Raw genomic sequence first — 23298 nt, forward strand, 5'->3', positions numbered from 1 at the left:
CGCGGGGGGCCCGGGGGCCCCGGGCTACCGGGGGTACACGCCCCCGTAACCCGGGGGGGGCCGGGGTGCGCCGCCCCGCGCCCCGGCCCGGGCGGGCCGGGGCCCGCGGCGTGTCCGGCACCGTCGGTTCAGCCGACGGTCCACTTCTGGTTGGCGGCGCCCGTGCAGGTCCAGATCTGCAGGCGGGTGGCGTTGGCGGAGTTGTTGCCGGTCACGTCCAGGCACTTGTCGGCCTGCGGGTTGACGATGTCGCGGGCGGCGGTGACGACCCACTTCTGGGCGGCGGTGCCGTTGCAGTCCCACAGCTGGACGGGCGTACCGTCGGCCGTGCCGCCCGAGGCGACGTCCAGGCACTTGCCGAGGGCGCGGATGGTGCCGTCGGAGCCCACGGTCCAGTTCTGGGCGGAGGTGCCGTTGCAGTCGTAGAGCTGTACGGGGGTGCCGTTGGCGGTGTTCGCCCCGGCGACGTCGACGCACTTGCCGGCCAGACCGCGGATCGCACCGCCGGCCGGCGCGTCGCCGGTCGTCACCGAGACGTGGTCCACGACGAGTTGCTGCGGGAAGGCGGTGGAGCCGTCCGGGTCGCCGGGCCAGTAGCCGCCCACCGCGAGGTTGAGGATCAGGAAGTACGGCTTGTTGAACACCCACTGCTTCCCGCCGAGGTCGGCGGGGGTGCGCCGCTGGTAGACGTTGCCGTCCACGGACCAGGTGATCGAGTCCGGTGCCCAGTCGACGGCGAAGGTGTGGAAGGCGTCCGCGAAGGCCTGGCCGCCCGGCAGGGTGTAGCCGGCGCCGATGCCGCCGGAGCCGGAGTAGCCGGGGCCGTGGATCGTACCGTGGATCGTGGAGGGTTCGAAGCCGACGTTCTCCATGATGTCGATCTCGCCCGAGTCCGGCCAGTTGACCGGTGTGCCCAGCATCCAGAACGCGGGCCACATGCCCTGCCCGCGCGGCACCTTCATCCGCGCCTCGACGTGCCCGTACTGCGCGGTGAACCTGCCGGAGGTGTTGAGCCGGGCCGAGGTGTACTGGCAGGTGCCGTACCAGCACTGGTAGTTGGCCGGGTTCTCCTTGCGGGCGGTGATGACCAGGTGGCCCTGGCCGTCCAGGGCGGCGTTCTTGTTGCCGGACGTGTAGTACTGCCGCTCGTGGTTGTTGACGTTGTCGCCGGTCTCGATCTGCCACTTCGAGGAGTCGACCGCCGCGCCGGCGGGACCGTCGAAGGTGTCCGAGAAGGTCACGGCGGCCGCGGCCGCGGCATCGGCCGGTTCGGCCGTCGCGGTGCCCGCCGCACCGGAGGCGACGAGCGCGGCCGACATCGCGGTGACCAGCCATCTGCGGAGTCCGCGCGGAGAGGACATGGCTCTCCCTTTCCGTACGGCGACCCGGATGTACGGGTGCGCCGACCGTGGTTGTGGGGGTGGGGGTACAACCACTTGATTTAAGAAGTGAGATAAGGCGGCGTCAAGAGTCTGGTCCAGACCAGATGTCGGAGGCGCGCGGGAGACCGCCGCCGGGGCCCGTTCAGGCCGTCGTGCCCCACGAGGTCCGGTGCGCGCAGGCGGGGTCGTGCTCGGTCGCGCACGACGTCCACCAGCGTTCGCAGCAGGCGGCCTCCACCTCGGCCTGCGCGACCGCGGCGGCCACCGCGTCGCGCCACGCGGCCCGGCGCCCCTGCCGTTCCCGGAGGACGGCGACGGCGCGCCGCTCGTCGGCGATGACCGTCTCCCGCACGATCCCGATCACGGGGGCGAGGGAGGCGACCGCCATCGCGAGGGTGGTCCACAGGGGGACGGTGCCCCAGGTGCGCACGGTGCAGAAGGAGAGCCAGAGGGCGACGGCGACGTACAGGGCGGTGAGGGTGCGGCTGCCGCTGCTCATGGCCGGTTCTCCTTCACGGTCCGTCCGGTGGAACACCGGATGCCCCGGATGCGCGCGGATATGACTCCCTGACGACGACTTCACTCAACTACCTTTCCGTACAGTCGAGTTGTTACCCTGCCGCCCTGCCGTGGGCCACACTGTTCACGTGGGAACCGGCCGTTGGGGAGCGAGGGCGGGACATGGTCGCGCACAGACCGGTTGTGGCCGCGGTGGCGGGGACGTTGATGCTGGCGGGGTGCACCGGTGGCCCCGACGGGGACACCGGCACCCGGAAGCCGTCACAGGGAGGCGGCAGCGCGACGGGTGAACCGAGTTCCGGCCCATCCTCCTCCGATCCGTACACCGTGGCGGAGGACCGGGCGCCCGCCACCCGGGCCGAGGCGGTCGAGTTCGTGCGCGGACTCCCCGTACGGCCCGACTACTTCGGCGTCGGTTTCCGCAAGGGCGAGCCGTACGAGAGCGATCCGTCCCGGTGGGCGGTGCTCGGCGACGACTGCCTGTGGCGTCGCGAGCCGCTGCCGGACGGGGTGCCGGCCAGTCTCACCCGGGCGTTCGTGCTGCCGGCGACGAAGGACAAGGAGCCCGTGTACGTGTCCCTCACCGTCACCGTGCACGAGGACACCACGGGAGGGCGCCGGGACATGGCGGTCTCGCTGGAGGAGGCGCTGCGCTGTCCCGAGCAGCGGCTCAACGCCACCCAACGGGTCCGGGGGCTGTACTCGCAGGCCAATCCGTTCGACGAGGAACGCAACGCCATCGGCGACGACGACCTCGTCGAGTACGGGGAGTACCTGGTGGACGGCGACAAAAAGCCCCGCCGCTTCGAGTGGTACAAGTACCGGCTCGGCCCCGTCACCGTGGCGGCGACCGCCCGCATCGGCGCCGGGCGCACCGAGGAGGAACAGGCCACCGTCTCCGGTGACATGGCCAAGGGGGTCGGCTTCGTCGCCGCCGACATCGACCGGCTGGCCGGTGCCGACGAGCCAGGCGGGAAGGCGGCGTCGCGATGAGTGAGCCGCTGCGGTCCTCCGATCCCTCCCGCGTCGCGGATTTCCGGCTGCTGCGGCGCCTCGGCGCGGGCGGCATGGGCGTGGTCTACCTGGGCCGCACCGACTCCGGACAGCTCGCCGCGGTCAAGGTGATCCACGCCGAGAGCGCCGCGGAGGAGGAGTTCCGGGCCCGGTTCGCGCGGGAGACGGAGCTGGCCCGGCGGGTCGACCACCCCTGGGTCGTGCCGGTGCTCGGCGCGGACGCCGAGGCGCGGACACCGTGGCTGGCCACCGCCTTCGTCCCCGGTCCCTCGCTCGCCGAGGCGGTGGCCGCGCACGGCCCGCTGCCCGCCCCGGCCGCCCGTGTGCTGGGCGGGCTGCTGGCCGGCGCGCTGGCCGCCGTGCACGCGGCGGGCCTGGTGCACCGTGACGTCAAACCCGGCAACGTCCTGCTGGCGCCGGACGGGCCGCGGCTCATCGACTTCGGTATCGCCCGTGCCGTCGACGACACCGCGCTGACGGCGTCGGGCCTGGTGGTCGGCACCCCCGGCTTCCTCGCCCCGGAGCAGGCGCGCGGCGAGCCGGCCACGTCCGCGAGCGACGTCTTCGCGCTGGGCTGCGTCCTGGCGTACGCGGTGTCGGGCCGGCCGCCGTTCGGCACGGGTGAGCCGGACGCCCTGCTGTACCGCACGGTCCACGACGATCCCGACCTCGGCGGGGTGGAGAGCGCGCTGCGGCCGCTGGTGGCCCGCTGTCTCGACAAGGACCCGCAGGCGCGCCCCACGGCGGCCGAGGCGGCGGAAGAGCTCGCCGAGGACGTCCCGGACGGCCCCGGCTGGCTCCCCGACCCGGTGGCCCGGATGGTCGCCGTACGCTCCACCGAGAGCCTCGCGCTGCCCGGTGTGGAGCCGACGGTCGTGGACGAGGGCGCGGAGGGCGCCGGGCCGGACGCCCCCGAGGACGCCGTCCGGCGCCCGGCCCGGCGCCGGCTGCTGCTGGCCGGCGGGGCGCTGCTGCTGGCGGCGGGCGGCGCGACCACGGCGGCGGTGCTCGCCTCCCGCGACGACGAATCGGACGGCTCCGGCACCGAACGCCCCGGGTACGTGCTCGGCGTGCACTCCACCAGCGGCGCCGCCACCGCCCTGTTCGACCGGGCCTGCGAGCGCGCGGCACGTCTCGCGGTCGCGCAGCACAACGCCGACCCGGGCCGCGCCTACGACCTGGCGGTACGGGTGGTGCGGGACCGGGGGGACTCCGCAAGCGCCCGGGAGGTGGCCCGTTCCCTCACCGCCGACCGGGACGTCGTCGCCGTCCTCGGGCCGGTCACCGAGATCGCGATGCGGACCGCGGCGAACGTCTACGGCGAGGCCGGGCTCACCCATGTGTCCAGCACCACGGGACAGCAGGACTTCTTCCTGCTGTCCCCGAAGTCCTCGTTCCAGAGCGGCGCGCCCCATTCGGCGCTGGGCACCTGGATCGCGCTGCACGCCCTGGTGACCAAGCAGCTGGGCAGGATCGGCGTGCTGATCGACCGGTCGGGCGGGACGACCGTCCAGGACCAGGGCACCCTGCTGATCGGACAGTGGCGGGACACCCTCGGCGCCGAGGCCGTGCCCAGGGTGGTGGCCGAGGAGACGGGCGACGCGCCCGCGGCCGTGCGCTCCCTATTGGCGAAGGGCATCGACTCCTTCGCCTACTTCGGCCCGCTGGACGCCACCGTACGGGCCGCCCGGCAGCTCGCCGCGGCCGGCTTCGACGGGCCGCGCTGGATGCAGAGCCAGCTGTACGGCTCGGACTTCCCGCGGCGGGCGGGCGCCGCCGGTGAGGGCTGGTACGCGGTGACGGCGGCCGTGGACGCCGGCGCGCTGGGAACCGAGAAGGCGCGGGCCTTCGTCAGGGCGTGGCACCGCCGGTACGACTCCGCCCCGGACCCGTACGCGGCCGAGGCGTACGACACCGTACGGATGCTGCTGTCGGAGTTCGCGCGGACGGTCCCGGCCCGCGGCGGGCGCCATCCGGCGCGGACCGCGCTCGGCACACGGATGGCGAAGGCCACGTACACGGGCGTCTCCCGCACCTATGCCTTCGGCGACTTCCACGAGTACGAGAGCGACAACCAGGGCTGGTTGAACAGCACGTTCGTCCATCAGGTGCACGGTGGGCGGTTCGTGCAACGGGGTTCGCTCGGCGACCTGCGGCGGGCGACGGAGGCATAGAGGCATGGAACGGCTGCGGCCGACCGATCCGTCGGCCGTCGGCGGTCACCGGCTGGCGGCCCGGCTCGGTGCGGGCGGCATGGGCGTCGTCTACCTCGCGCGTTCCCCGCTCGGCGTCTGGTGCGCGCTCAAGGTCATCCGGGCCGAGCACGCCGGCGACCCGGGCTTCCGGGCCCGGTTCCGGCGGGAGGCGGAGCTGGCGGCGCGGCTGGGCGGGCGGTGGACCGTGCCGGTCGTCGCGGCCGACGCGGACGCCGCCTCCCCGTGGCTGGCCACCGCCTATGTGCCGGGTCCCTCCCTCGCCGACGCGATCGCCAGGCACGGCGTCTGGCCCGAGGGGCAACTCCGCTCCCTAGCGGCCGCGTTGACGGAGGCCCTGGACGAGGTGCACACGGCCGGGCTGGTCCACCGGGACGTGAAACCGGCGAACGTGCTGCTCACCGCGGACGGTCCCCGGCTGATCGACTTCGGGATCGCCCGGGCGGTCGGGGCGACCGCGCTCACCGCCGACGGCTCCGTGGTGGGCTCGCCCGGCTACCTCTCGCCGGAGCAGGCCAGGGGCCGCACGGTGGGCCCGGCGAGCGACGTCTTCTCCCTCGGCTGCGTCCTCGCCCACGCGGCCACCGGCCGGGCCGTGTTCGGCACCGGCGGGGCGGCGGCGGTGCTGTACCGGACCGTGCACGAGCCACCGGACCTGGACGGCGTCCCGCCCGGCCTCGCCCCGATCGTGCGGCGGTGTCTGGAGAAGGATCCGCAGCGGCGCCCCGGTGTCACCGAACTACGCGCGCTGTTCGGCGAGTTCAAGGCGGACGGCTGGCTGCCGGAAGGGCTCCCGGCGCTGATCGCGGCGCAGGCCACACGTGTCGTCGGCCTGCCCGTGCCCGAGCCCACCGTCGTCGGCGGTGAGCCCGCCGGTCCGGGCCCGGCCAGTTCCTCCCTCACCCGGCGGCGTCTGCTCGCCACCGGGTCGGTGCTCGGTGTCGCCGCCGCGGCGGCGGGCGCCTGGTGGTTCAGGTCCCGGGGCACCCCCGCGCACCCCGGGTCCGGGGACCGGCCCACGTACGTCGTCGGGCTGCTCGGCCACCGGGCGGACGGTGCCTTCACGGCCCAGGAGCGCGGCGCGCGTCTCGCCGTCGACGAGCACAACCACAATCCCGCGCGGACGTTCGACCTGGCGCTGCGCACCGCCGACGACGGGGGCACCGCGGAGGGCTCCAGGCGGGGTACGGCCGGACTGGTCGCCGCGCGGGACCTCGCCGTGGTGATCTGCGCCGGGACCAACGCGACCGTCCCCGCGGCCGTGGAGGCCCTCACCCGTGCGTCGACCACCGCGCTGGTGACCCGGGCCGACAGCAGCCGGCTGGACAGCGCCAACCTCACCACCGCGCTGCTGCTGCGTCCGACCAGGACGGCGGGGCCGCCGGCGATCCTGCGCCACCTCAACCGCGAGGTGAAGCCGGAGCGGGCCGTGATCGTGCACGATCTCACCGACGCCGCCGAGACCTCCGCGTTCGTCCGCGTCGTCACCGTGTACGGCAAACTCGACGCCCCGGCGGTGGTGGAGGAGGTGGCGGCGGACGAGGGGTTCACCGCCGTCGCCCGGCGGATCGCCGAACGCCCGCGGGACGCGGTGCTGTTCGCGGGTCTGCGTCCGGAGCGTGCCGCCCTGCTGGCCCGCGCGCTGCGGGAGGCGGGGCACCGCGGGGCCCGGGTGGCGGAGGAACCGGTGCTCGGCGGCCGCTTTCTCGCCGAGGCGGAGGGCTGGATGGTGGGCACCGCCTACGCCGACGCCGGCGCGGACCCGCGCCTGCGGGCCTTCGCCGCCGCCCACCGCGAACGTCACGGCGACTCCCCCGCACCCTGGGCGGCCGAGGCCTACGACGCCGTGCGGTTCGCCGCCCACGGCCTGACCGAAGCCGGCGCCGACGGTCCCTCCGCCCTCCGCTCCGAACTGCTGCGCGCCCCTTGGCAGGGCGTCACCCGCCGGTTCTCCTACGATCCCGGCGGCCAGTTCTACGCCGCCGACCGGGACGGCGGCGCCTTCCTCTACCGGATCGGCGGCGGCGCCGCGCACTTCGTCGCCCGCGTCGACGACATCGGCGCCGGGGGATGACGGGGGCAGCAGGTCAAGGTGCCGAACGGGTGCGCTACATTTTGCTCGCCCTTGACCGCGATCACTCACCCTACGGAGCCGGCAACCCCATGAGCGACATCGTCAACGGACTCGGCCGGGCAGGCGCGTACGGCGCACTCGGACTGGTCCTGCTGGTCCTCGGCATCGTCCTGGTCGACGTGCTGACGCCCGGAAAGCTCGGCCGGCAGATCTGGCAGGAGCGCAACCGCAACGCCGCGCTGGTGCTGAGCTCCGCGCTGCTCGGCATCGGCGGGATCGTGTTCACGTCGATCTGGACGACGTACGAGGACTTCGGCAAGGGGCTGGCGTCGACCGCGGCGTTCGGCGTGCTGGGGCTGGTGATGATGGCCGTGGCGTTCCTGGTGGTGGACCTCATCACCCCGGGGCGGCTGGGTGCCACGCTGGTCGAGCCCGAACCCCACCCGGCGGTCTGGGTGACGGCGTCCTGCAACCTCGCGGTGTCCGCCGTCATCTCGGCGTCCATCGCCTGACCGGGGTACCCCCGTACCGCCCGGTCTCCGCGTTCCGGAACGCGGAGACCGGGCGGTCGCGCGTGTCATGCGGACGGTACAGCCGCCGGGGGCGCCACTGCGGCGGTCCGGGGCCAGGCCCGGTGCGGGGAGAAGCCCATCGGCACCCCCGGAGGAGCGGGAGCGCCTCCCGACCGGAAATAGCTTCAGGGACATGACAACAATGCCGGTGGGCTCGTTCCGGATCGGCTCCTTCGGATCCCTGCCGAGAGCCGGAGGCGCCCGCGATCCGCCCTGGTGCCGAAGGCCTCATCCCGAAGCACCATGCCGGCGCAGGGTGCGGTGAGTGCGGTGAGCGGAATCTCCGCCCGGCTCGCGACCGCAGGGTCGCCTCGATCGACAGCAGGACACGCATTCGGTCACGGGCGCACGCCCGTGGTACAGGCGGACCACGGCGCGGCCGCCCCACACCCCGGTCAGGCCACGCGGGCGCGCTCCCGTGCCGGGCGGACCGGCTCGGGCCGGACGCGGGTGGCCTGCTCGGGGCGTGCGGCCGACTGGGCGCGGGGGGCCTGACCGGAGCGGGTGGCCGACTGGGCGCGGGAGGCCTGACCGGAGCGGGTGGCGGGGCGGACGCGGTACGTCGTGCGGTGGGGGTCCACGACCGGCTCGCCGAGGGCGATCCGCCCTGCCGCGTGCAACGCGTCGCATTCGTCGGTGGGCAGGGCGGCGTAACAGCCCCCCGCGCCGGTGGCCGAGTCGAGCGGGCGCCAGTAGCTGTACCTGCGGCGGCCGTTGGCGTACTCGGTGACGTACGTGGGGGTGCGCGGGTCGGAGATGATGCGCAGCACGTCGGTGCGGGTGGTGTCGGCCGGGGTGTGCGGCCGGGAGGGGACGGTCGGGAACTCGGTCGTTATCGGTCCGCCGCGACGCTGGTCCGGTCGGCGGCGCGCGGTCGGCAGGGCGACGAGGGGGTGGGGGCGGTCGACGGTGGCGAGCATCAGCAGGACCTTTCCGGAGCCGGGATACGAGACCGTCTACCCAGCGCGGCGCCGGAGTTGATCTCCTTTTCCGATCATTGTGCAACCTCACACCGACAACGCGCAGGCGCCACGCCCAATTTCCGGCCGGCGCGTTCGTCCCGGCAGGTCAGGCGCCCGGTCCCGGATCCGGGCGGACCGCCGCGTCGATGCCGGCGCGCGCCGCTTCGAGCTGGGCCGCGAAGGAGATGCCGAGGAAGAGGGCGACGGCGGTGAGGTTGGCCCACAGCAGCAGTGCGATGAAGGCGGTGAGCGGCCCGTACAGGGCGCCGAACGCCCCGCTGCCCTCGACGTACAGGGCGAGCAGCCACGTCGCCGCGACCCACAGCAGCAGGTGCACGGCCGAGCCGAAGGCCAGCCAGGTGTAGCCGGGCTGGGTACGCCGGGGTGACCAGCGGAAGATCACCGCCGAGGCGACCCACGCCAGTACCAGCCCCACAGGCAGCTCCAGCACGGTCCACCACCCCGAGCCGCCGGATCCCCCGGCCACCTCGGCCACCGCGTCGCCCACCGCGTCACCGGCGACGAGCACGACGAACCCGAGGACCAGCGGCAGGCCCGCGGTGAGCGCGAGGAGGACGGCCCTGCCGTACTTGCGGGGGAAGGGGCGGTCGCGTTCGATGCCGTAGATGCGGTTGGCGCCCCGCTCTATCTGGCCCATGGCGGAGGCGAGGTTCAGCAGGGCGAAGCCCAGGCCGAGCCAGAGCGCCAGCGCGCTCCCGACGTCGTCGTGGGCGCTGCGCCGGGTCCCCTCGAAGGCGTCCTCGACGATGTCGGCACTGGCGCCGGGCACGATCCGGCCGAGGGTGAGCTCGATGACCCGGCCCACGTCCTCGGTGTGCACGGAGGTCGCCAGGCCGACCAGCGCCACGGTGAACGGCACCAGGCCGAGGACGACCTGGAAGGCGAGCGCCCGCGCGTGGGAGAAGCCGTCCGCGTAGCGGAAGCGTGCGAAGGAGTCGGTCAGCAGCCGCAGGCCTCCGTAGTGCCGCAGCGCGGCGAACGCCTCGTCGCCGGAGAGTTCCTCTCCGATCATGTCCCGGGTCTGCGGGACGTGGACGACGGTTCCCATACGTGGACACTCCTCGCGTCGAGTGGCTCCGCTCCTCTCTTTGATGGCCCGTTTCCCCGATGTCACACCCGCGGTGGCGGGCGTCGTGGCGTGTGCGGTGGGGACGCCACGGCGACGGCGCACGGTGGTCGTGCCCCCGGCCGGCCCACCCGGACGGATCCCGTACGGGTGGGCCGGCCCTCGGGGTTTTCGCGAGCGGCGCCGTCAGGAGCCGTCGCCGAGCGGGTCGTGTCCCCAGTTCATCAGCGAGTGGCGCCAGCGGGTGTCGCGTACGTCGCCGGACGGGCGCTGGGCGAGGTGGCGGCGGATGTAGCCGACTACCTTGCGCATGTGGGCGTAGTCGTCGTCGGAGAGGTCCTTCCTCGCGGTGCGGAGGATGCCGACGATGCGGCGGCCGGACGCGTGGCCGGTCGACTCGCCGCCGTCCGCGTGCTGGCCCGCGCTGCGGGACTCCTCGGTGCCGAGCCACTTCTCGAGGTCGGCCGGCTCCATGTTGACCAGCTCGCGGAACTCGTCCCAGGTCTCGTCCTCGCGGTCCGGTTCCACGGCGCTCACTTCTTCTTCCTGAGCGCGGAGGGCTTGTGGACCGCCGGCCTGCCCGACTTCTCGCTGCGCACCTCGTACTGCGGTTCCTCCTCGGAGGCGGCGACCGTGCGTCCGGCCGCCTCGGTACGTTCGGTGATCTTCTTCTCGACCTTGCCCGTCGCCTCGCCGCCGTGGCTGCTCCAGGCGACCTCGTCGCCCTTGTGGAGATCCTTGCCGCGGCCGGTGCCCTTGCCCATGTCCAGCGCCTCCTTCGGTGGCGGTCGGCTCGCTTCCACCCTGGTGGCACGGCGGACCGCGCGCATCTCGGGGGCGGCGCACGTCCGGGCCGGCCCCGGAGGGCCGGCCCGGATCAGCGGGGCGGAGGGATCAGACGAGGTCGAACCGGTCGAGGTTCATGACCTTGTCCCACGCCTTGACGAAGTCCTGTACGAACTTCTCCTTGGCGTCGTCGCTCGCGTAGACCTCCGCGAGTGCGCGCAGTTCGGAGTTCGATCCGAACACCAGGTCGGCACGGGTGCCGGTCCACTTGACCTCGCCGGTGGCCGCGTCGCGGCCCTCGAACACGGTCTGGTCCTCGGACGTCGACTTCCACGTGGTGCCCAGGTCGAGCAGGTTGACGAAGAAGTCGTTGGTCAGGGTGCCGGGGGCCGTGGTGAACACGCCGTGCGACGTCTGCCGGTGGTTGGCGCCCAGCACCCGCAGGCCGCCGACCAGGACGGTCATCTCGGGGGCGCTCAGCGTCAGCAGGTTGGCCTTGTCGAGCAGCAGGAACTCGGCGGGCAGGCGGTTGCCCTTGCCGAGGTAGTTGCGGAAGCCGTCGGCGGTCGGCTCGAGCGCGGCGAAGGACTCCGTGTCCGTCTGCTCCTGCGCGGCGTCCACGCGGCCCGGCGTGAACGGGACCTCGATGTCGACGCCGCCGTCCTTGGCGGCCTTCTCGACGCCCGCGGCGCCGGCCAGCACGATCAGGTCGGCGAGCGAGACCTGCTTGCCGCCGGTCTGTTCGGCGTTGAAGGACTCCTGGACGCCCTCCAGGGTGCGCAGCACCGTCGCCAGCCGGTCGGGGTCGTTGGCCTCCCAGCCGCGCTGCGGCTCCAGGCGGACGCGCGCGCCGTTGGCGCCGCCTCGCTTGTCGCTGCCGCGGAAGGACGAGGCCGACGCCCACGCCGTCGACACCAGCTCGGACACCGTCAGGCCCGAGGCGAGGACCCGCTCCTTGAGGGCGGCGACGTCCGCGGCGTCGATCAGGTCGTGGGTGCGCTCCGGCAGCGGGTCCTGCCACAGCAGGGTCTCGGCGGGCACCTCCGGGCCGAGGTACAGCGACTTGGGGCCCATGTCGCGGTGGGTGAGCTTGTACCAGGCGCGGGCGAAGGCGTCCGCGAACTCGTCCGGGTTCTCCAGGAAGCGGCGCGAGATCGGGCCGTAGACCGGGTCGAAGCGGAGCGCGAGGTCCGTGGTCAGCATCGTCGGCTGGTGGCTCTTCGACGGGTCGTGGGCGTCGGGCACGGTGCCGGCCCCCGCGCCGTCCTTCGGCCGCCACTGATGGGCGCCCGCGGGACTCTCGAACAGCTCCCACTCGTAGCCGAAGAGGATCTCGAAGAAGCTGTTGTCCCAGGTCGTCGGGGTGTTGGTCCACGTCACCTCGAGACCGCTGGTGATCGTGTCACCTCCCTTGCCGGTGCCGAAGGTGTTCTTCCAGCCCAGGCCCTGCTCCTCGAGGCCGGCGGCCTCCGGGTCGGCGCCGACGTGGTCGGCGGGGCCGGCGCCGTGGGTCTTGCCGAAGGTGTGGCCGCCCGCGATCAGGGCGACGGTCTCCTCGTCGTTCATCGCCATGCGGCGGAACGTTTCGCGGATGTCGCGGGCCGAGGCGATCGGGTCCGGGTTGCCGTTGGGGCCCTCCGGATTGACGTAGATGAGGCCCATCTGGACGGCGCCGAGCGGGTTCTCCAGCTCCCGGTCGCCGGTGTAGCGCTCGTCGCCGAGCCAGGTGGACTCGGGGCCCCAGTAGACGTCCTCCTCCGGCTCCCAGACGTCCTCGCGGCCGCCGGCGAAGCCGAAGGTGGTGAAGCCCATGGACTCCAGGGCCACGTTGCCGGAGAGGATCAGCAGGTCGGCCCAGGACAGGCTCTTGCCGTACTTCTTCTTGACGGGCCACAGCAGCCGCCGGGCCTTGTCGAGGTTGGCGTTGTCGGGCCAGCTGTTGAGCGGGGCGAAGCGCTGCTGGCCGGCGCCGGCGCCGCCGCGGCCGTCACTGATGCGGTAGGTGCCGGCGCTGTGCCAGGCCATGCGGATGATGAGGGGGCCGTAGTGGCCGAAGTCGGCCGGCCACCAGTCCTGCGAGGTGGTCAGCACCTCGGCGATGTCCCGCTTCACCGCCGGCAGGTCGAGGGCCTGAAAGGCCTCGGCGTAGTCGAAGTCCTCGCCGAGCGGGTTCGCCACGGCCGGGTTCTTGGCGAGGATCTTCAGGTTGAGGCGCTCGGGCCACCACTGGCGGTTTCCGCCGCCCTGGGTGGGGTGCGGGGCGCGCCCGTGCGCGACCGGGCAGCCACCCGCCTCCTCCGTCTTGGGTTCGGTGACGATCGCGTCATGGTTCTCGGTCATGGGAGTCCTTCCGGGCGGAAACGTTCGCGCAGTTCAGGTACTGCGGGAGGTGGAACAGTCGGGGCACAGGCCCCAGAAGACGACCTCGGTCTCGTCGATCGTGAAACCGTGACCGCCGGGCGGGGCGAGGCAGGGCGCGTCACCGGCCGCGCAGTCGACGTCGGCGACGGCACCGCAGGAACGGCACACCGCGTGGTGGTGGTTGTCCCCGACCCGGCCCTCGTAGCGGGCGGGGCTGCCGGCCGGCTCGATGCGGCGCACCAGGCCCGCTCCGGTGAGCGCGTTCAGCGCCTCGTACACCGCCTGCGGGGAGACCTGCCCTGTGCGCCGGCGTACTTCGGAGGCGATCGCCTCGACTCCGAGGTGGCCGCCCTGGCGGACGGTTTTGAGGAGGGCGACGCGGGCCGCCGTCGCACGGAGCCCCGCACCGCGCAGCTCCTCGGCGGTGGTCGACGGCCGGGATGCGGTCATACGTCGAACCTATAACCCGAGACAGGAACAATTCCAGAGAACGAATGGGTCCAGCCTTGGGTCACGTCCGGTAACGGCGGGTGGCTCCCGAGTTGCGTCACGTCACCGCACGACGTGCGGCGGCTTCAGTGTCGTGAACCGGCGGTCCGTCGTCGCGCGGGCGCGCGCCCGGGGCGGGGCTGTACCGGGTGTGGCGTCCCGTCCTGTCCCGAGGCCGGTACAGGACGCGCAGGACTCCGGGCAGGCCCCTGACCGTGACGGGGAGGAGGGCGCCAGCCTCCCCGTCGGCGCCGTAGGGGATCTCCCGGTCGGCCTCGATACGGATCTCCTCACCGCGCTCGCCGCGCGGGATCCCCGGCTGGGCGGGCCGGTGCCGTCCGGGTGTCCGGTCACCGGTACCGAGCTGCTGTGATCCCCGCGCGACGAGGGAGCGCTCGACGAGGAGGACGTGCTCGACCGCCGCACCCGCCTCGGACTCGTCCCCGCCGACCGGGCCACGGCTCTCGGCGCGGTGCGCGGGATCGTGGACGGGGCGCTCCCCCACGGCCGTCGAGCACGGGGTCAGCGGCCGTGGACGCCGACCTCGCGGAGCGAGTACCCCCACTCGGTCCCCCGGTCCAGGAACCGCACCCGGACGTGGCGGGCCGGCGCGGGGGTGAACACGGCCGTGTCCAGGCCGCCGTCGCCGGAGGTGGTGGACCAGACGGTGCGCCAGTTCGTGCCGTCGGTGGAGAGGTCGACGCGGTACGCCGTGCCGTACGCGCGTTCCCAGTCCAGGGTGACGCGCCCGACCTGGTGGGTGGCGCCGAGGTCGAGGCGCAACCACTGGTCGTCGCTCCAGTCGCTGGCCCAGCGGGTGCCCCGGTCGCCGTCCACGGCCCGGCCGGGCGCGTAGCTGGTGAACGGGTTCCACTCCGTCGAACTGGCCGTGGCCGTCGCGCCGTCGGCGAGGTTCGTCCCGGCCCGGTGCCGTTCGGAGGCGCCCCAGGTGTCGAGGTAGGACTCGGCTCCCCTGAAGAGGTCGTCCACCACGTGCCGCCCGCCGACGCGCCGGATGTCCTCGATCCAGTCGGGGACGAGGCCGTAGTGCGCGGCGCCGTCGGTGTTCAGGTCCCAGGTGCGTTCACCGGTGGTCTGCCGGTCGAGGACGGAGCCGCCGTCGACGCTGCGGAAGGGATAGGTGACGGCGTCGGGCGCGTCCGCGCCGCGCGGGGCCGGCCAGCCGCCGACGCCGTTCATGTCCGTGCCGTAGCCGTAGCCGACGCCGTACTCGTCGCGCAGCGCCCCGGTGCGGTCCGCCTCGGCCACGAACTCCTCCGAGCCGTGCATGTACTGGGCGACGAATCCGCCGAGACCGTAGATCCGCTCGGTCCAGTCGAGGTCCATCCAGCTGTGCGACGAGATCACTCCGGGGTAGGACGCGGCCTCGAAGAGGTCGAGCACGCGCCCGGTGGCCTTGACGCTCATGTGGTCGATCTCGAGCATCATGTCGCGTTCCATCATGCCGCGCACGGCGTACTCGCCGAGTTCGGTGAGCCCGCGGACGTTGCACCGCGCGTCCTCGTCGTACGACGGGACCTCGACGCCCGTGGGGAGCTCCTTCTCGGCGCCGGGCGCGGAGACCAGCCCGATCGGGTTGTCGGCCTGCGGCCCGGTGCACTTCTCGGTCCGCCAGAAGGTGCCGGTGGACAGGAACTGCCCGACGTTGATCGCGGTGCCGAGCGCGCCCTCGTCGAAGCGCACCCCGCACAGCGCGTTGTCGAACTTGTGACACAGGAACATGCTGCGCACACCGAGTGCGTACAGTTCGTCGAGTCCGGCGTCGATGTCGGCCCTGTCGCACTGCGCGACGTCCAGGACCTGCTTGCACCCGAACGGTTCGGAGGTCTCGACGCCGAGGACGACCGCGAGCTTGCCCTGCGCGACGACGTCGCGGGCCTGCGCGCTGTCGGTGACGATCCGGAACCAGCCCTTGCCCGGCCCGCCGTACATCCCGTCGACGTAGGCCTGCATGCCGTAGGTCAGCTTCGCCTGGAGACGGATCGACGTCATCTCGTCGCAGCCGCGGTCCTTGAAGAAGTACACGGAGCAGATCACGCCGTTGGTGACGAGGTCGTTGACCATGACGCGCTGTCCGCCGCGCCAGGCGCGTTCGATCCAGGCGTAGTAGTTCTGCTGGTGGGTCAGGGAGTCGTGCGCGGGCCAGTCCTCGAACGTGGGCCAGCCGACCGGGTCGTGCCTGCCGTCACCGCCGCCCGTGATGAAGTCGAAGATCGCCAGCGAGCCGTCGGGGTAGTGCTCGGGGCAGTCCTCGAGCGCGTCGGCGATCCCCTTCGCGGAGAAGGCCTTGCCGCAGATGAGCCGGCCGCCGAACGCCTCGTTGGACATGACGTGGTTGTGCGCGTCGACGAACCCGCGCACCTCACCGGCGGCGTTCGTGCCCTTGAACGGCTCCCCGGTGACGCCGATGCCGGAGTCGGGCGCGGGCCGGGCGACCGGATCCCACCAGTCGCCGCCGTCGGCGGCGGAACCGGGCGTGGGCACGAGGGCCGCGGCCAGCACGAGGAGGAGCAGCGATACGACCCCGAGGTGCCGTCGGGTGCGGTACGTGGCCATTACGCACGTCCCTCCGTCGCGGAGTTGTCATGACCGGTGCAAGGCCATGGGGGGAGGATCGCCACTGGCGCGTACGGCGTCAAGTGCGTGCGCGTCACCCGTCCGCTTCGGGCCCTCCACGAGAAGCCGCGGGACCGCGGCACCGCCCCACGGCTCCCGGCCTCTTCGCCGGCGTCCCGGTCGGCGACCATCCCGGCGCCCCGGCGTGGTACGAGCGGCCGGCCGGGGCTACCCCTTGCCGCCCCTCTCGTAGTGCAGCGAGATGGAGCGCAGGACGTCGGCGGAGGAGACGTCGGTGCGGCCCTCGTCGTGGATCTCGGCAAGCTGGACGAAGGCGAAGGTGAGCGCGGAGGTGATCTGCACGATGGCGGGGCCCAGCTTCTCGGTGACGATGTCCGCCACCTCGCGCGCGCTCGCGTCGGCCGGCAGCTGGATCCGCGGCAGCATCTCCTCCAGGAGCTGGGCGACGGCTCCGCTCCCCGACATGTCGGCGTCCGGGTCCGCGCGGAGCCGCCGCCGCATCTCGAGGGCCTCGGTCAGGATCCCCACACCCCGCTGCATGATCTCCCGCTGCTCCATGGACACAGCCTAGGCATGGACTGGTCCGGCCGAACCGCTTCCGACTATCATCCTTTACATATGTAAATGAGAGCTTTGTCCGCCTAGGGTGGCCACCGCGCCTGCGGGTGCCCTCGCCCGAGTGAGTGATCCATGTCCCGCACCGGCTCCACGGACGACGGCGACGAGCTTCTGGTCAGGCTCAGGACGCTGACGGCACAGGCGCGTGCGCAGGCGGAGGTGCAGCGCTCCCGGGTCGAGCTGGCCATCGCCCTGCAGCGCGGCATGCTGCCGCGGGGGCTGCCCGTCGCCGACGGTGTGCGGCTGGCCGTGCGGTACGCGCCCGCGTACCAGGGGCTCAATGTCGGCGGTGACTGGTACGACGCCTTCACCATGCCCGACGGCCGGATCGGTCTGTCGATCGGCGACGTCCAGGGGCACAACATCGAGGCTGCCGCCTTCATGGGGCAGGTCCGGGTCGGGCTCCGGGCGCTCGCCTCCGTCGACAGCGAACCGGGCGAGCTCCTCGCCCGGACCAATGAACTGTTGCTGTCCCTCAGCTCGGATCTCTTCGCCACCTGCACCTTCATGCGGCTCGATCCGGCCACCCGGCTGCTGGAGAGCGCACGGGCCGGGCATCTGCCGTGCGTATGGGCCACCGCGGACGGCCGGTCCGGGGTGACCGAGGACAAGGGAGGCCCTCCGCTGGGGATCCTGTCCGGGGCGGTCTATCCCGTCACCCGCTACCGGCTGGACACGGGCGGGGTGTTCGTGATGCTCACCGACGGGGTGGTGGAGGGACCGTCCATGCGGCTCGACGAGGGGCTGGACCAGGTGGTGCGGCTGGCGGGCGTCGCCGCGGTCGCACGCATGGACACGGACGCGCTCGCCGCCGCCGTGATCAAGCAGGCGGAGCGGGTGGGCCACGACGACGACGCGGCCGTCATGGTGCTCGGGCACGACGGGCCGGCCACTCGGCCATAGGGCCGCAGGGCGGCGCGTCTCACCTCGCCGACGCGGCGGCCTCGGTGTCTGATGGCTTGTGTGGTGGCTCGCCAGGACCTTCGTACACCGGCTGTCTTCGTGCTCGAGACGCTGGCCGTCGCCGCCTGCTACTACGCGGGGGGACGGCTGGGGCTGCTGCGCGAGCTCCACATCGGCGGTGCGGTGGTCTCACCCGTCTGGCCGCCGACGGGAGTGGCCGTCACCTGTCTGCTGGTCTTCGGGCTGCGCTGCTGGGTGGGCATCGCACTCGGTGCCCTGCTGATCCTCATGCATCTCGCCGCGCTGCGGCCGTCCTCGCTGGGCATCCTCGTCGGCAGCACCGCCGCGCCGGTGTGCGGGTACCTCCTGCTCCGCAGGGTGGGCTTCCGCAGCGATCTCACCCGGTTACGGGACTGTCTCCACCTGGTGTTCCTCGGCGCCTTCTCGGCGATGCTGATCAGCGCGACCGTCGGCGCCGTCCTTCTCGTGGCCACGGGCGACCTCCCGCCGCAGAACCTCTGGGTGGTGTGGCTGGCGTGGTGGGTGGGTGACGCGATGGGCGTACTGCTCGTCACCCCGGTGCTGCTCATGCTGTACCGGGCGCGCGCGCCGGTGCACTGGTCGAGGTGGAAGGAGGCGGTGGGGCTGGCGGTGATCGCGGGCGTCCTCGTCCCGCTGGCGACGCGCAGCCCGGCCAGTCTGCTGTTCGTCATCTACCCGCTGCTGATCTGGGCGGCCCTGCGGTTCCAGCTCGGAGGCAGCATGGTGTGTGCCCTGTTCGCGTCCGTCATGGCCACCATCGCGGCGACCGATCGTGTCGGGCCGTTCAAACAGCTGACCGAGGTGGAGGTTCTGGTCAACCTTCACGCGTTCAACGGGGCCTTGGCGCTGACCGCGCTGTTGCTGTCGGCGGTGATCACCGAGCAGCGCAATACGCGGCGTTCCGTGGAACGGGCCTGTCAGGAGTTGGTCGAGGTGCTGGAGCATCTGACGGCGGGGGAAGCGGCGGCGCGTCCGCCGCGGGACGAGGACGGGCGGCCGCGGAACACGGACTGATCCTCTTCGCCCTGCCGTCCCCTCTCTTCCCTTCCCGTCCCGTTCCCAGGGGCCGAGCCCCGGGTCGGGACGGGAAGGAGCGGCGGGGGCGGACACCGCGTGCCGAGCACGTCCGAGTACGCCGGCTCCCCCGCGGTCCCGGACCGCTCACTCGCCCAGGGAGTCGGCGTCACCCATGACGATCACCGGGTGCCGGTCCGGATCGAGGGTGCGCAGGAGTTCCTCCATGTGGCGCTCCGAGAGGCTGACGCAGCCCTGGGTGGGCCCCTGGTGGTCGACGTGCAGCCAGATGCCGCCGCCCCGGTCGGCACCGAGCGGACGGGTCCGGTCCAGCGGGGACGTGCCCGGCTCCCGGTTGTAATCGATGGCGATGACGTAGTCGAAGGAACCTTCCAGCGGTTCGCCCTCGAAGCCGGTGCCGCCGGCCGTGAACCCCTCCGACCGGTCGTACGGCAGCTCGGTGCCGGGATCGGGCAGCAGCCCCCCTGCGTCGGTGAGGGTGAACACGCCGATGGGTGAGCGGAGGTCACCCGCCCGGTGGTCGTCGGTCCAGCCCTTGAGGGCGTTGCGCGCGGGCCATGCCGGGCCGCCCTCCCATCCGGAGCCGGTGTGCCGGTACAGCACGGCCCGGGAGCGGTTGGCGTCCTTGTGGCGGCCGGTGACGACGAGCACCTGGCGGGCGTTCGCGGGAATCCACGCCCGGGTCCGGGGGCCGAGGCCGGGGATCCTGGCGAGCGGTCGTGTCTCCGGCCCGGTACCGGGCCGGCCCTGTGCGGTGTTGGCGGTGCCGGGCGCGGTGCCGGTGGCGCTGGGCGCGGTGCGGGGAGTGCCGGGCGCGCCGGCCGCCGGGACGTCCCGCGTCGTGGTTCCGGTGTCCGCTCCGCATCCGCTCAGCGCCGCCAGCACGACGAGGGCGACGGCCGCCCACGCCGCCCGGCCGCGCAGCGGGGCGGAGGCACCGGCCCGCCGCCCGGCACGGTACGGGGCACGGTGACGCGGACGGGGCGGGCAGTCGATCGATGAAGCCATGTCCTCAGCCTGACTTCGACTTCCCGGAATCACGACAGCTCCCCGCGCGAGTCCGCCGATGTCCCCCATCTGCGCTGCTCGGGAGGAGTGCCGAAGGGGGTCCGTGCGGGTGACGGGCCCGCGCTCCGAGTGGAGTACGGGCCCGCCGGACGAAGTGGCGCGCGGGGCCGGCGCTACCGGTTGATCACGAACTGCGAGCCGGGTTCGACCAGCACGTCGCCTTCGGCCGAACCGGTGATGGTGACGTCCGTGAGCGTGGCGCTGCCGCGGGCGCCGCCCATGGCGAGGATGCCGGACCCGTTGTTGGACTTGTCGATGGTGACGCCCGTGATCCGGGCGTCCGGCACCGCTCCCCCGCCCGACTTGAACTGGATGCCGTCGTAGGTGGAGTCGTGGATGTCGGTGTCCCGGACGACCACACCCGGGATGTCCTGTCCCTGGGCGAACAGGGTGATCGCCCCGAACTCCTGGTCCTCGTTCCAGAAGGCACCGCCGGTGCGGTACAGGCCGTTGTCGGCGATGAGGGTCTGCCCGGAGAAGGGCAAGGGGTCGTGGTCGGTCGCCAGCATGATGCCCGGGTAGTTCATCGTGTCCTGGACGAGGTTGCTCTCGATGGTGTTGCCGTGGCCCCCGTAGATCGCGATGCCGTTGGCGCGCCAGGGCAGTTGGACGGTGTTGTTGCGGAAGTGGTTGTCATGGCCGATGTCGACCGACGGGTCCTTGACGTACTTGCTCGCCCAGACGGCGAGCGCGTCGTCACCGGTGTTGCGGAACGACGAGTTCTCCACCTCTGAATCGCGTGTTCCGTTGGCGAGGTTGATGCCGTCCGCGTAGGTGTCGCGGATCCGCATGCCGCTGAAGCGCAGTCCGTCGGCCGGGCCCCACAGTTCGGGGATGTTGCTGTGGTCGCGGCCCACCCAGACACCGACGTTGGCGTGCTCGATCCACACATTACTGATCTTCGTGTTCTTGCCGAACCGGCCGTTGAGGCCGACCCCGCCCTCGGCTCCGCCGTCGCCGCCCCGGATGGTGCCCGAGCCGAAGATCGCGATGTCCGAGATCCGGGTGTTGTCGTCGATGTCGAAGCCGAAGTTGCCCTCGTGCGGGTGGTTGATGCCGCCCGCCTGGTGCGGTGGGGTCAGCGTGTAGAGCTGGGAGTGCCACATGCCGGCACCCCTGATGGTGACGTCGCGGATGCCGACCTGGTTGTACTGGCCGCGGTCGAGCGGGTCGTCGGTGAGGATCTTCTGCTCCTGGCGCCACTGGCCCGGCGGGATCCACACGCAGTCGATCCGCCCGTTCTGGTCGGCGGTCACGGCGCGCTGGAGGGCGTCGGTGTCGTCGATGCCGTCGTTGGGGACGGCGCCGTACTCCGTGATGGAGACGCATCCCGCGGGCTTCTCGGCGGGCGGGGCCACCTGCTCCAGGTCGACCAGGTCGACGACGTAGAAGGCGGCGGTGTCACCGGCGTCGCGCTGCAGCCGGAAGACGGTGCCCGCCGGGTAGGTCGCGTCGAGCAGCGCGTGGGACTCGTCGAACAGGCGGCGGGCGTCGCTCTGCGGGATGTTGGTGAGTCCCTCGGGGTCGTCGGTGTCGCCGTACAGCCAGCTGTGCTTGGAGCTGAGGCCGATCTTCCGTACGAACTCGCCGTCGGCGTAGAGGCTGAGGGTGGCCTCGGTGCCTCCTCCGCCCGGGGCGTCCGGGACGGAGTTGCGTACGACGATCGAGTTGGTCGGGCCGCTGGAGGTGAACTGGACGTACTGGCCGGTGGAGTCGAGGCGGACCGACTCGCGTCCGGAGGACTCGGTGGCGAAGTTGGTGTGGCCGAAGGTCCGCTTGGCGTCGGCGGTGAGGAGGGTGCCCCGGTACGTGCCGTCCTCCGCCTCGTACTCGGTGTACGGCACGGCGGCGCCGCGGCCGACCACGATCGGGCGGGTGAGGACGTTGTTGTCCTCGTCGGTCTCGTCGACGGTGTCCGTGGCGTCCGCGGTGGCGGTGAGGATGCTCGCGCCGGCGGTGGCGGTCCAGGTGCCGTCGACGGCGACCTCGGCGGTGGTGCCCGCGGCGATAGTCCCCGTCGTTCCGTCGAGGGTCCTGCCGCCGACGGCGAGACGGGTCACGGAGCCGGCGGGGACCGGTGAGGTGCCCCGGTTGTGCACGGAGACGGTGAAGGACACCGGCGCGCCCGTGGCGGGGTTCGCCGGGGCGGTCCTGATGCTCCGGACCTCCAGGTCGGGGCCCGGGCTCTGCGCGACGGTCAGCCTGCCGGTCGCGGTGCGGCTGTTGTTGGTGTCGTCCTGTTCGGGGACGGTGTCGGTGGGGTCGACCACGGCGGACACGGTGTAACTGCCCCGGGCGCGTTTGCCGACGTCCACGGAGACGGTCGTGGAGGCTCCCGCGGCGAGCGCTCCGACGGGGGCGCTGCCCGCGACGGTGCCCTCCAGGCTGACGTCGACGGTGGTGGCGGCGGACGCGGCCGTCCCCGCGTTGCGCACGGTCGCGCGGACGGTGACGGCGTCCGTCTCGGTGGGCGACGCGGGTGTCCACGAGAGGTCGGGGACGACCAGGTCGGGGTGGGGGGCGGCGGTGCCGACGACCTGCAACTCGGCAACCTGGGCGCCGTATCCGCTGGTGTTGTGCGTGAACCTCAGTCGCACCTCGGCGTAGCGGCCGGTGACCGGGATGGTGACGGTGTTGCCGCCCGCGCCGGGGTCGAAGGTGTGGTCGGCGCGGGCCTTGACCGAGGTGAAGGTGTCCGACGCCCGCTCGCGTGCGAGGACCTCGATGCCCTGGGTCCGTTTCGCCCAGGCCGGTTCGGGGCTGAGCTTGACCACGACCGCGCTGAGGTCCGCGTCGGCGCCCAGGTCGACCGTGAGGGTGGCGGGGTGACCGGTGGACTCCCAGTAGGTTCCCAGCTGTCCGTCGTTGGCGTTGGTCGCCACGAACGAGTGAATTGTGGAGGAGGCCTCGATCGGTTTGCCGAGCGCCAGGTCGGTGCCGTCGGCCGGTGGTTCCTCCGGATTGCCTCCGTCGTCACCGCCGTAGACCTCGATCTCCGACAACTGGGCGGCGTTCCAGCCGGTGTTGGCGCTCACCCGGACACGGATGTGGCGCACGTCGCGGGCGGGGAAGCCGATGGTGACCGTGTTGCCGCCGTCGGGGTCGAAGCGGTGGGCGGCGGGACCGGACAGCGTGGTGAAGGCGGAGCCGTCGGTGCTGCCCTCGACGGAGAGGGTCTGGGTGCGGGCCTCCCAGGCGGTGGGCAGTTCGAGGACCACCTGCTCGGCCTCGACGGTGCCGCCGAGGTCGACGCGGATCCACTGCGGGAAGTCCCCCGCCGGGCCCTCCCAGTAGCTCAGCTGACTGCCGTCGGTCACATGGGCGGCGGGATAGCCGGCGTGGGAGCCGCCGGCCGTGACGCTCCTGCCGAGCGCCAGGTTGGGGCCGCGGACCGCTTTCGGGGCGGCGCCGGCCGTACCGGGTGGGAGGCCGACGGCGACCAGGCCGGCCAGGAGCAGGCCGGTGATCGTCCGCAGGCCGAAACGCTTCCGTCTCATGAAGTCCTCGTTCCACGGCGGGTGCTGGAGGGTGGCCAACCAGGCAATCGGTACTCCTGCCACGGATTGCCATGACCA

General features: G+C 72.7%; 19 protein-coding genes. 6 read left to right on the forward strand and 13 right to left on the reverse strand.

From position 1 onward, the window contains the following. Positions 1 to 128: 128 nt before the first annotated feature. Both ACH5AO_RS14615 and ACH5AO_RS14620 read right to left on the reverse strand, forming a co-directional pair. Entirely contained in the window at positions 129 to 1361 is a 1233-nt protein-coding gene (locus ACH5AO_RS14615) for a ricin-type beta-trefoil lectin domain protein (protein WP_398924601.1), read from the reverse strand. A gap of 163 nt (positions 1362 to 1524) precedes the next feature. Continuing rightward, positions 1525 to 1881: a hypothetical protein gene (locus tag ACH5AO_RS14620; RefSeq protein WP_030866824.1), complete on the reverse strand. Its 357-nt coding sequence runs from the start codon at positions 1879 to 1881 to the stop codon at positions 1525 to 1527. A gap of 347 nt (positions 1882 to 2228) precedes the next feature. Here ACH5AO_RS14620 and ACH5AO_RS14625 point away from each other — a divergent pair, with 347 nt between their 5' ends. The 4 genes from ACH5AO_RS14625 (at position 2229) to ACH5AO_RS14640 (ending at position 7714) form a co-directional block, all read left to right on the forward strand. Continuing rightward, positions 2229 to 2894, forward strand: coding sequence for a hypothetical protein (locus ACH5AO_RS14625; RefSeq protein ID WP_398924602.1), 666 nt, complete (start codon positions 2229 to 2231; stop codon positions 2892 to 2894). Then, positions 2891 to 5089: a bifunctional serine/threonine-protein kinase/ABC transporter substrate-binding protein gene (locus tag ACH5AO_RS14630; RefSeq protein ID WP_398924603.1), complete on the forward strand. Its 2199-nt coding sequence runs from the start codon at positions 2891 to 2893 to the stop codon at positions 5087 to 5089. Before ACH5AO_RS14625 ends, ACH5AO_RS14630 begins: the two co-directional genes overlap by 4 nt. A gap of 4 nt (positions 5090 to 5093) precedes the next feature. Continuing rightward, positions 5094 to 7202: a bifunctional serine/threonine-protein kinase/ABC transporter substrate-binding protein gene (locus tag ACH5AO_RS14635; protein ID WP_398924604.1), complete on the forward strand. Its 2109-nt coding sequence runs from the start codon at positions 5094 to 5096 to the stop codon at positions 7200 to 7202. Between the two features lie 89 nt (positions 7203 to 7291). Continuing rightward, a complete protein-coding gene (locus ACH5AO_RS14640) occupies positions 7292 to 7714 on the forward strand; it encodes a DUF350 domain-containing protein (RefSeq protein ID WP_398924605.1) in 423 nt (140 codons plus the stop codon). Between the two features lie 455 nt (positions 7715 to 8169). Here ACH5AO_RS14640 and ACH5AO_RS14645 read toward each other — a convergent pair whose 3' ends face one another. From ACH5AO_RS14645 to ACH5AO_RS14685, 9 genes are all read right to left on the reverse strand, one after another. Then, positions 8170 to 8694 carry a hypothetical protein gene (locus ACH5AO_RS14645; protein WP_398924606.1) on the reverse strand — a complete coding sequence of 175 codons (525 nt, stop codon included), beginning with the start codon at positions 8692 to 8694 and terminating at the stop codon, positions 8170 to 8172. Between the two features lie 148 nt (positions 8695 to 8842). Beyond that, positions 8843 to 9805, reverse strand: coding sequence for a YihY/virulence factor BrkB family protein (locus ACH5AO_RS14650; protein ID WP_398924607.1), 963 nt, complete (start codon positions 9803 to 9805; stop codon positions 8843 to 8845). A 204-nt stretch (positions 9806 to 10009) separates the two neighbouring features. After that, positions 10010 to 10360, reverse strand: a complete 351-nt coding sequence (locus tag ACH5AO_RS14655; RefSeq protein WP_398924608.1) for a DUF3140 domain-containing protein — start codon at positions 10358 to 10360, stop codon at positions 10010 to 10012. Then, a complete protein-coding gene (locus ACH5AO_RS14660; protein WP_391793361.1) occupies positions 10357 to 10587 on the reverse strand; it encodes a DUF2945 domain-containing protein in 231 nt (76 codons plus the stop codon). Before ACH5AO_RS14660 ends, ACH5AO_RS14655 begins: the two co-directional genes overlap by 4 nt. A gap of 130 nt (positions 10588 to 10717) precedes the next feature. Beyond that, a complete protein-coding gene (gene katG, locus ACH5AO_RS14665; RefSeq protein ID WP_398924609.1) occupies positions 10718 to 12949 on the reverse strand; it encodes a catalase/peroxidase HPI in 2232 nt (743 codons plus the stop codon). Between the two features lie 33 nt (positions 12950 to 12982). Continuing rightward, positions 12983 to 13420, reverse strand: coding sequence for a Fur family transcriptional regulator (locus tag ACH5AO_RS14670; RefSeq protein WP_398924610.1), 438 nt, complete (start codon positions 13418 to 13420; stop codon positions 12983 to 12985). A gap of 97 nt (positions 13421 to 13517) precedes the next feature. Continuing rightward, positions 13518 to 13964, reverse strand: coding sequence for a hypothetical protein (locus tag ACH5AO_RS14675; protein WP_398924611.1), 447 nt, complete (start codon positions 13962 to 13964; stop codon positions 13518 to 13520). A gap of 17 nt (positions 13965 to 13981) precedes the next feature. Continuing rightward, the gene (locus ACH5AO_RS14680) at positions 13982 to 16036 is read right to left on the reverse strand and encodes a discoidin domain-containing protein (RefSeq protein ID WP_398924612.1); all 2055 of its coding nucleotides are present in this window, start codon (positions 16034 to 16036) and stop codon (positions 13982 to 13984) included. 228 nt (positions 16037 to 16264) lie between these two features. After that, positions 16265 to 16615: a hypothetical protein gene (locus ACH5AO_RS14685; protein WP_398924613.1), complete on the reverse strand. Its 351-nt coding sequence runs from the start codon at positions 16613 to 16615 to the stop codon at positions 16265 to 16267. 132 nt (positions 16616 to 16747) lie between these two features. Between ACH5AO_RS14685 and ACH5AO_RS14690 the strand changes: the two genes are divergently transcribed. Together ACH5AO_RS14690 and ACH5AO_RS14695 are read left to right on the forward strand one after the other, a co-directional pair. Further along, complete coding sequence (locus ACH5AO_RS14690; protein WP_398924614.1) at positions 16748 to 17578, forward strand: PP2C family protein-serine/threonine phosphatase; 831 nt, start codon at positions 16748 to 16750, stop codon at positions 17576 to 17578. Positions 17579 to 17629: 51 nt separating this feature from the next. After that, positions 17630 to 18634, forward strand: coding sequence for an MASE1 domain-containing protein (locus ACH5AO_RS14695; RefSeq protein ID WP_398924615.1), 1005 nt, complete (start codon positions 17630 to 17632; stop codon positions 18632 to 18634). A 147-nt stretch (positions 18635 to 18781) separates the two neighbouring features. Here ACH5AO_RS14695 and ACH5AO_RS14700 read toward each other — a convergent pair whose 3' ends face one another. Beyond that, positions 18782 to 19663: a L,D-transpeptidase family protein gene (locus tag ACH5AO_RS14700; protein ID WP_398924616.1), complete on the reverse strand. Its 882-nt coding sequence runs from the start codon at positions 19661 to 19663 to the stop codon at positions 18782 to 18784. Between the two features lie 173 nt (positions 19664 to 19836). Next, positions 19837 to 23220 (reverse strand): CARDB domain-containing protein, encoded by a 3384-nt coding sequence (locus tag ACH5AO_RS14705; protein ID WP_398924617.1) that lies wholly within the window; start codon positions 23218 to 23220, stop codon positions 19837 to 19839. Positions 23221 to 23298 lie beyond the last annotated feature (78 nt).

It is taken from the genome of Streptomyces sp. NPDC018964 (genome assembly GCF_044390325.1).
Classification (GTDB): Bacteria; Actinomycetota; Actinomycetes; order Streptomycetales; family Streptomycetaceae; genus Streptomyces.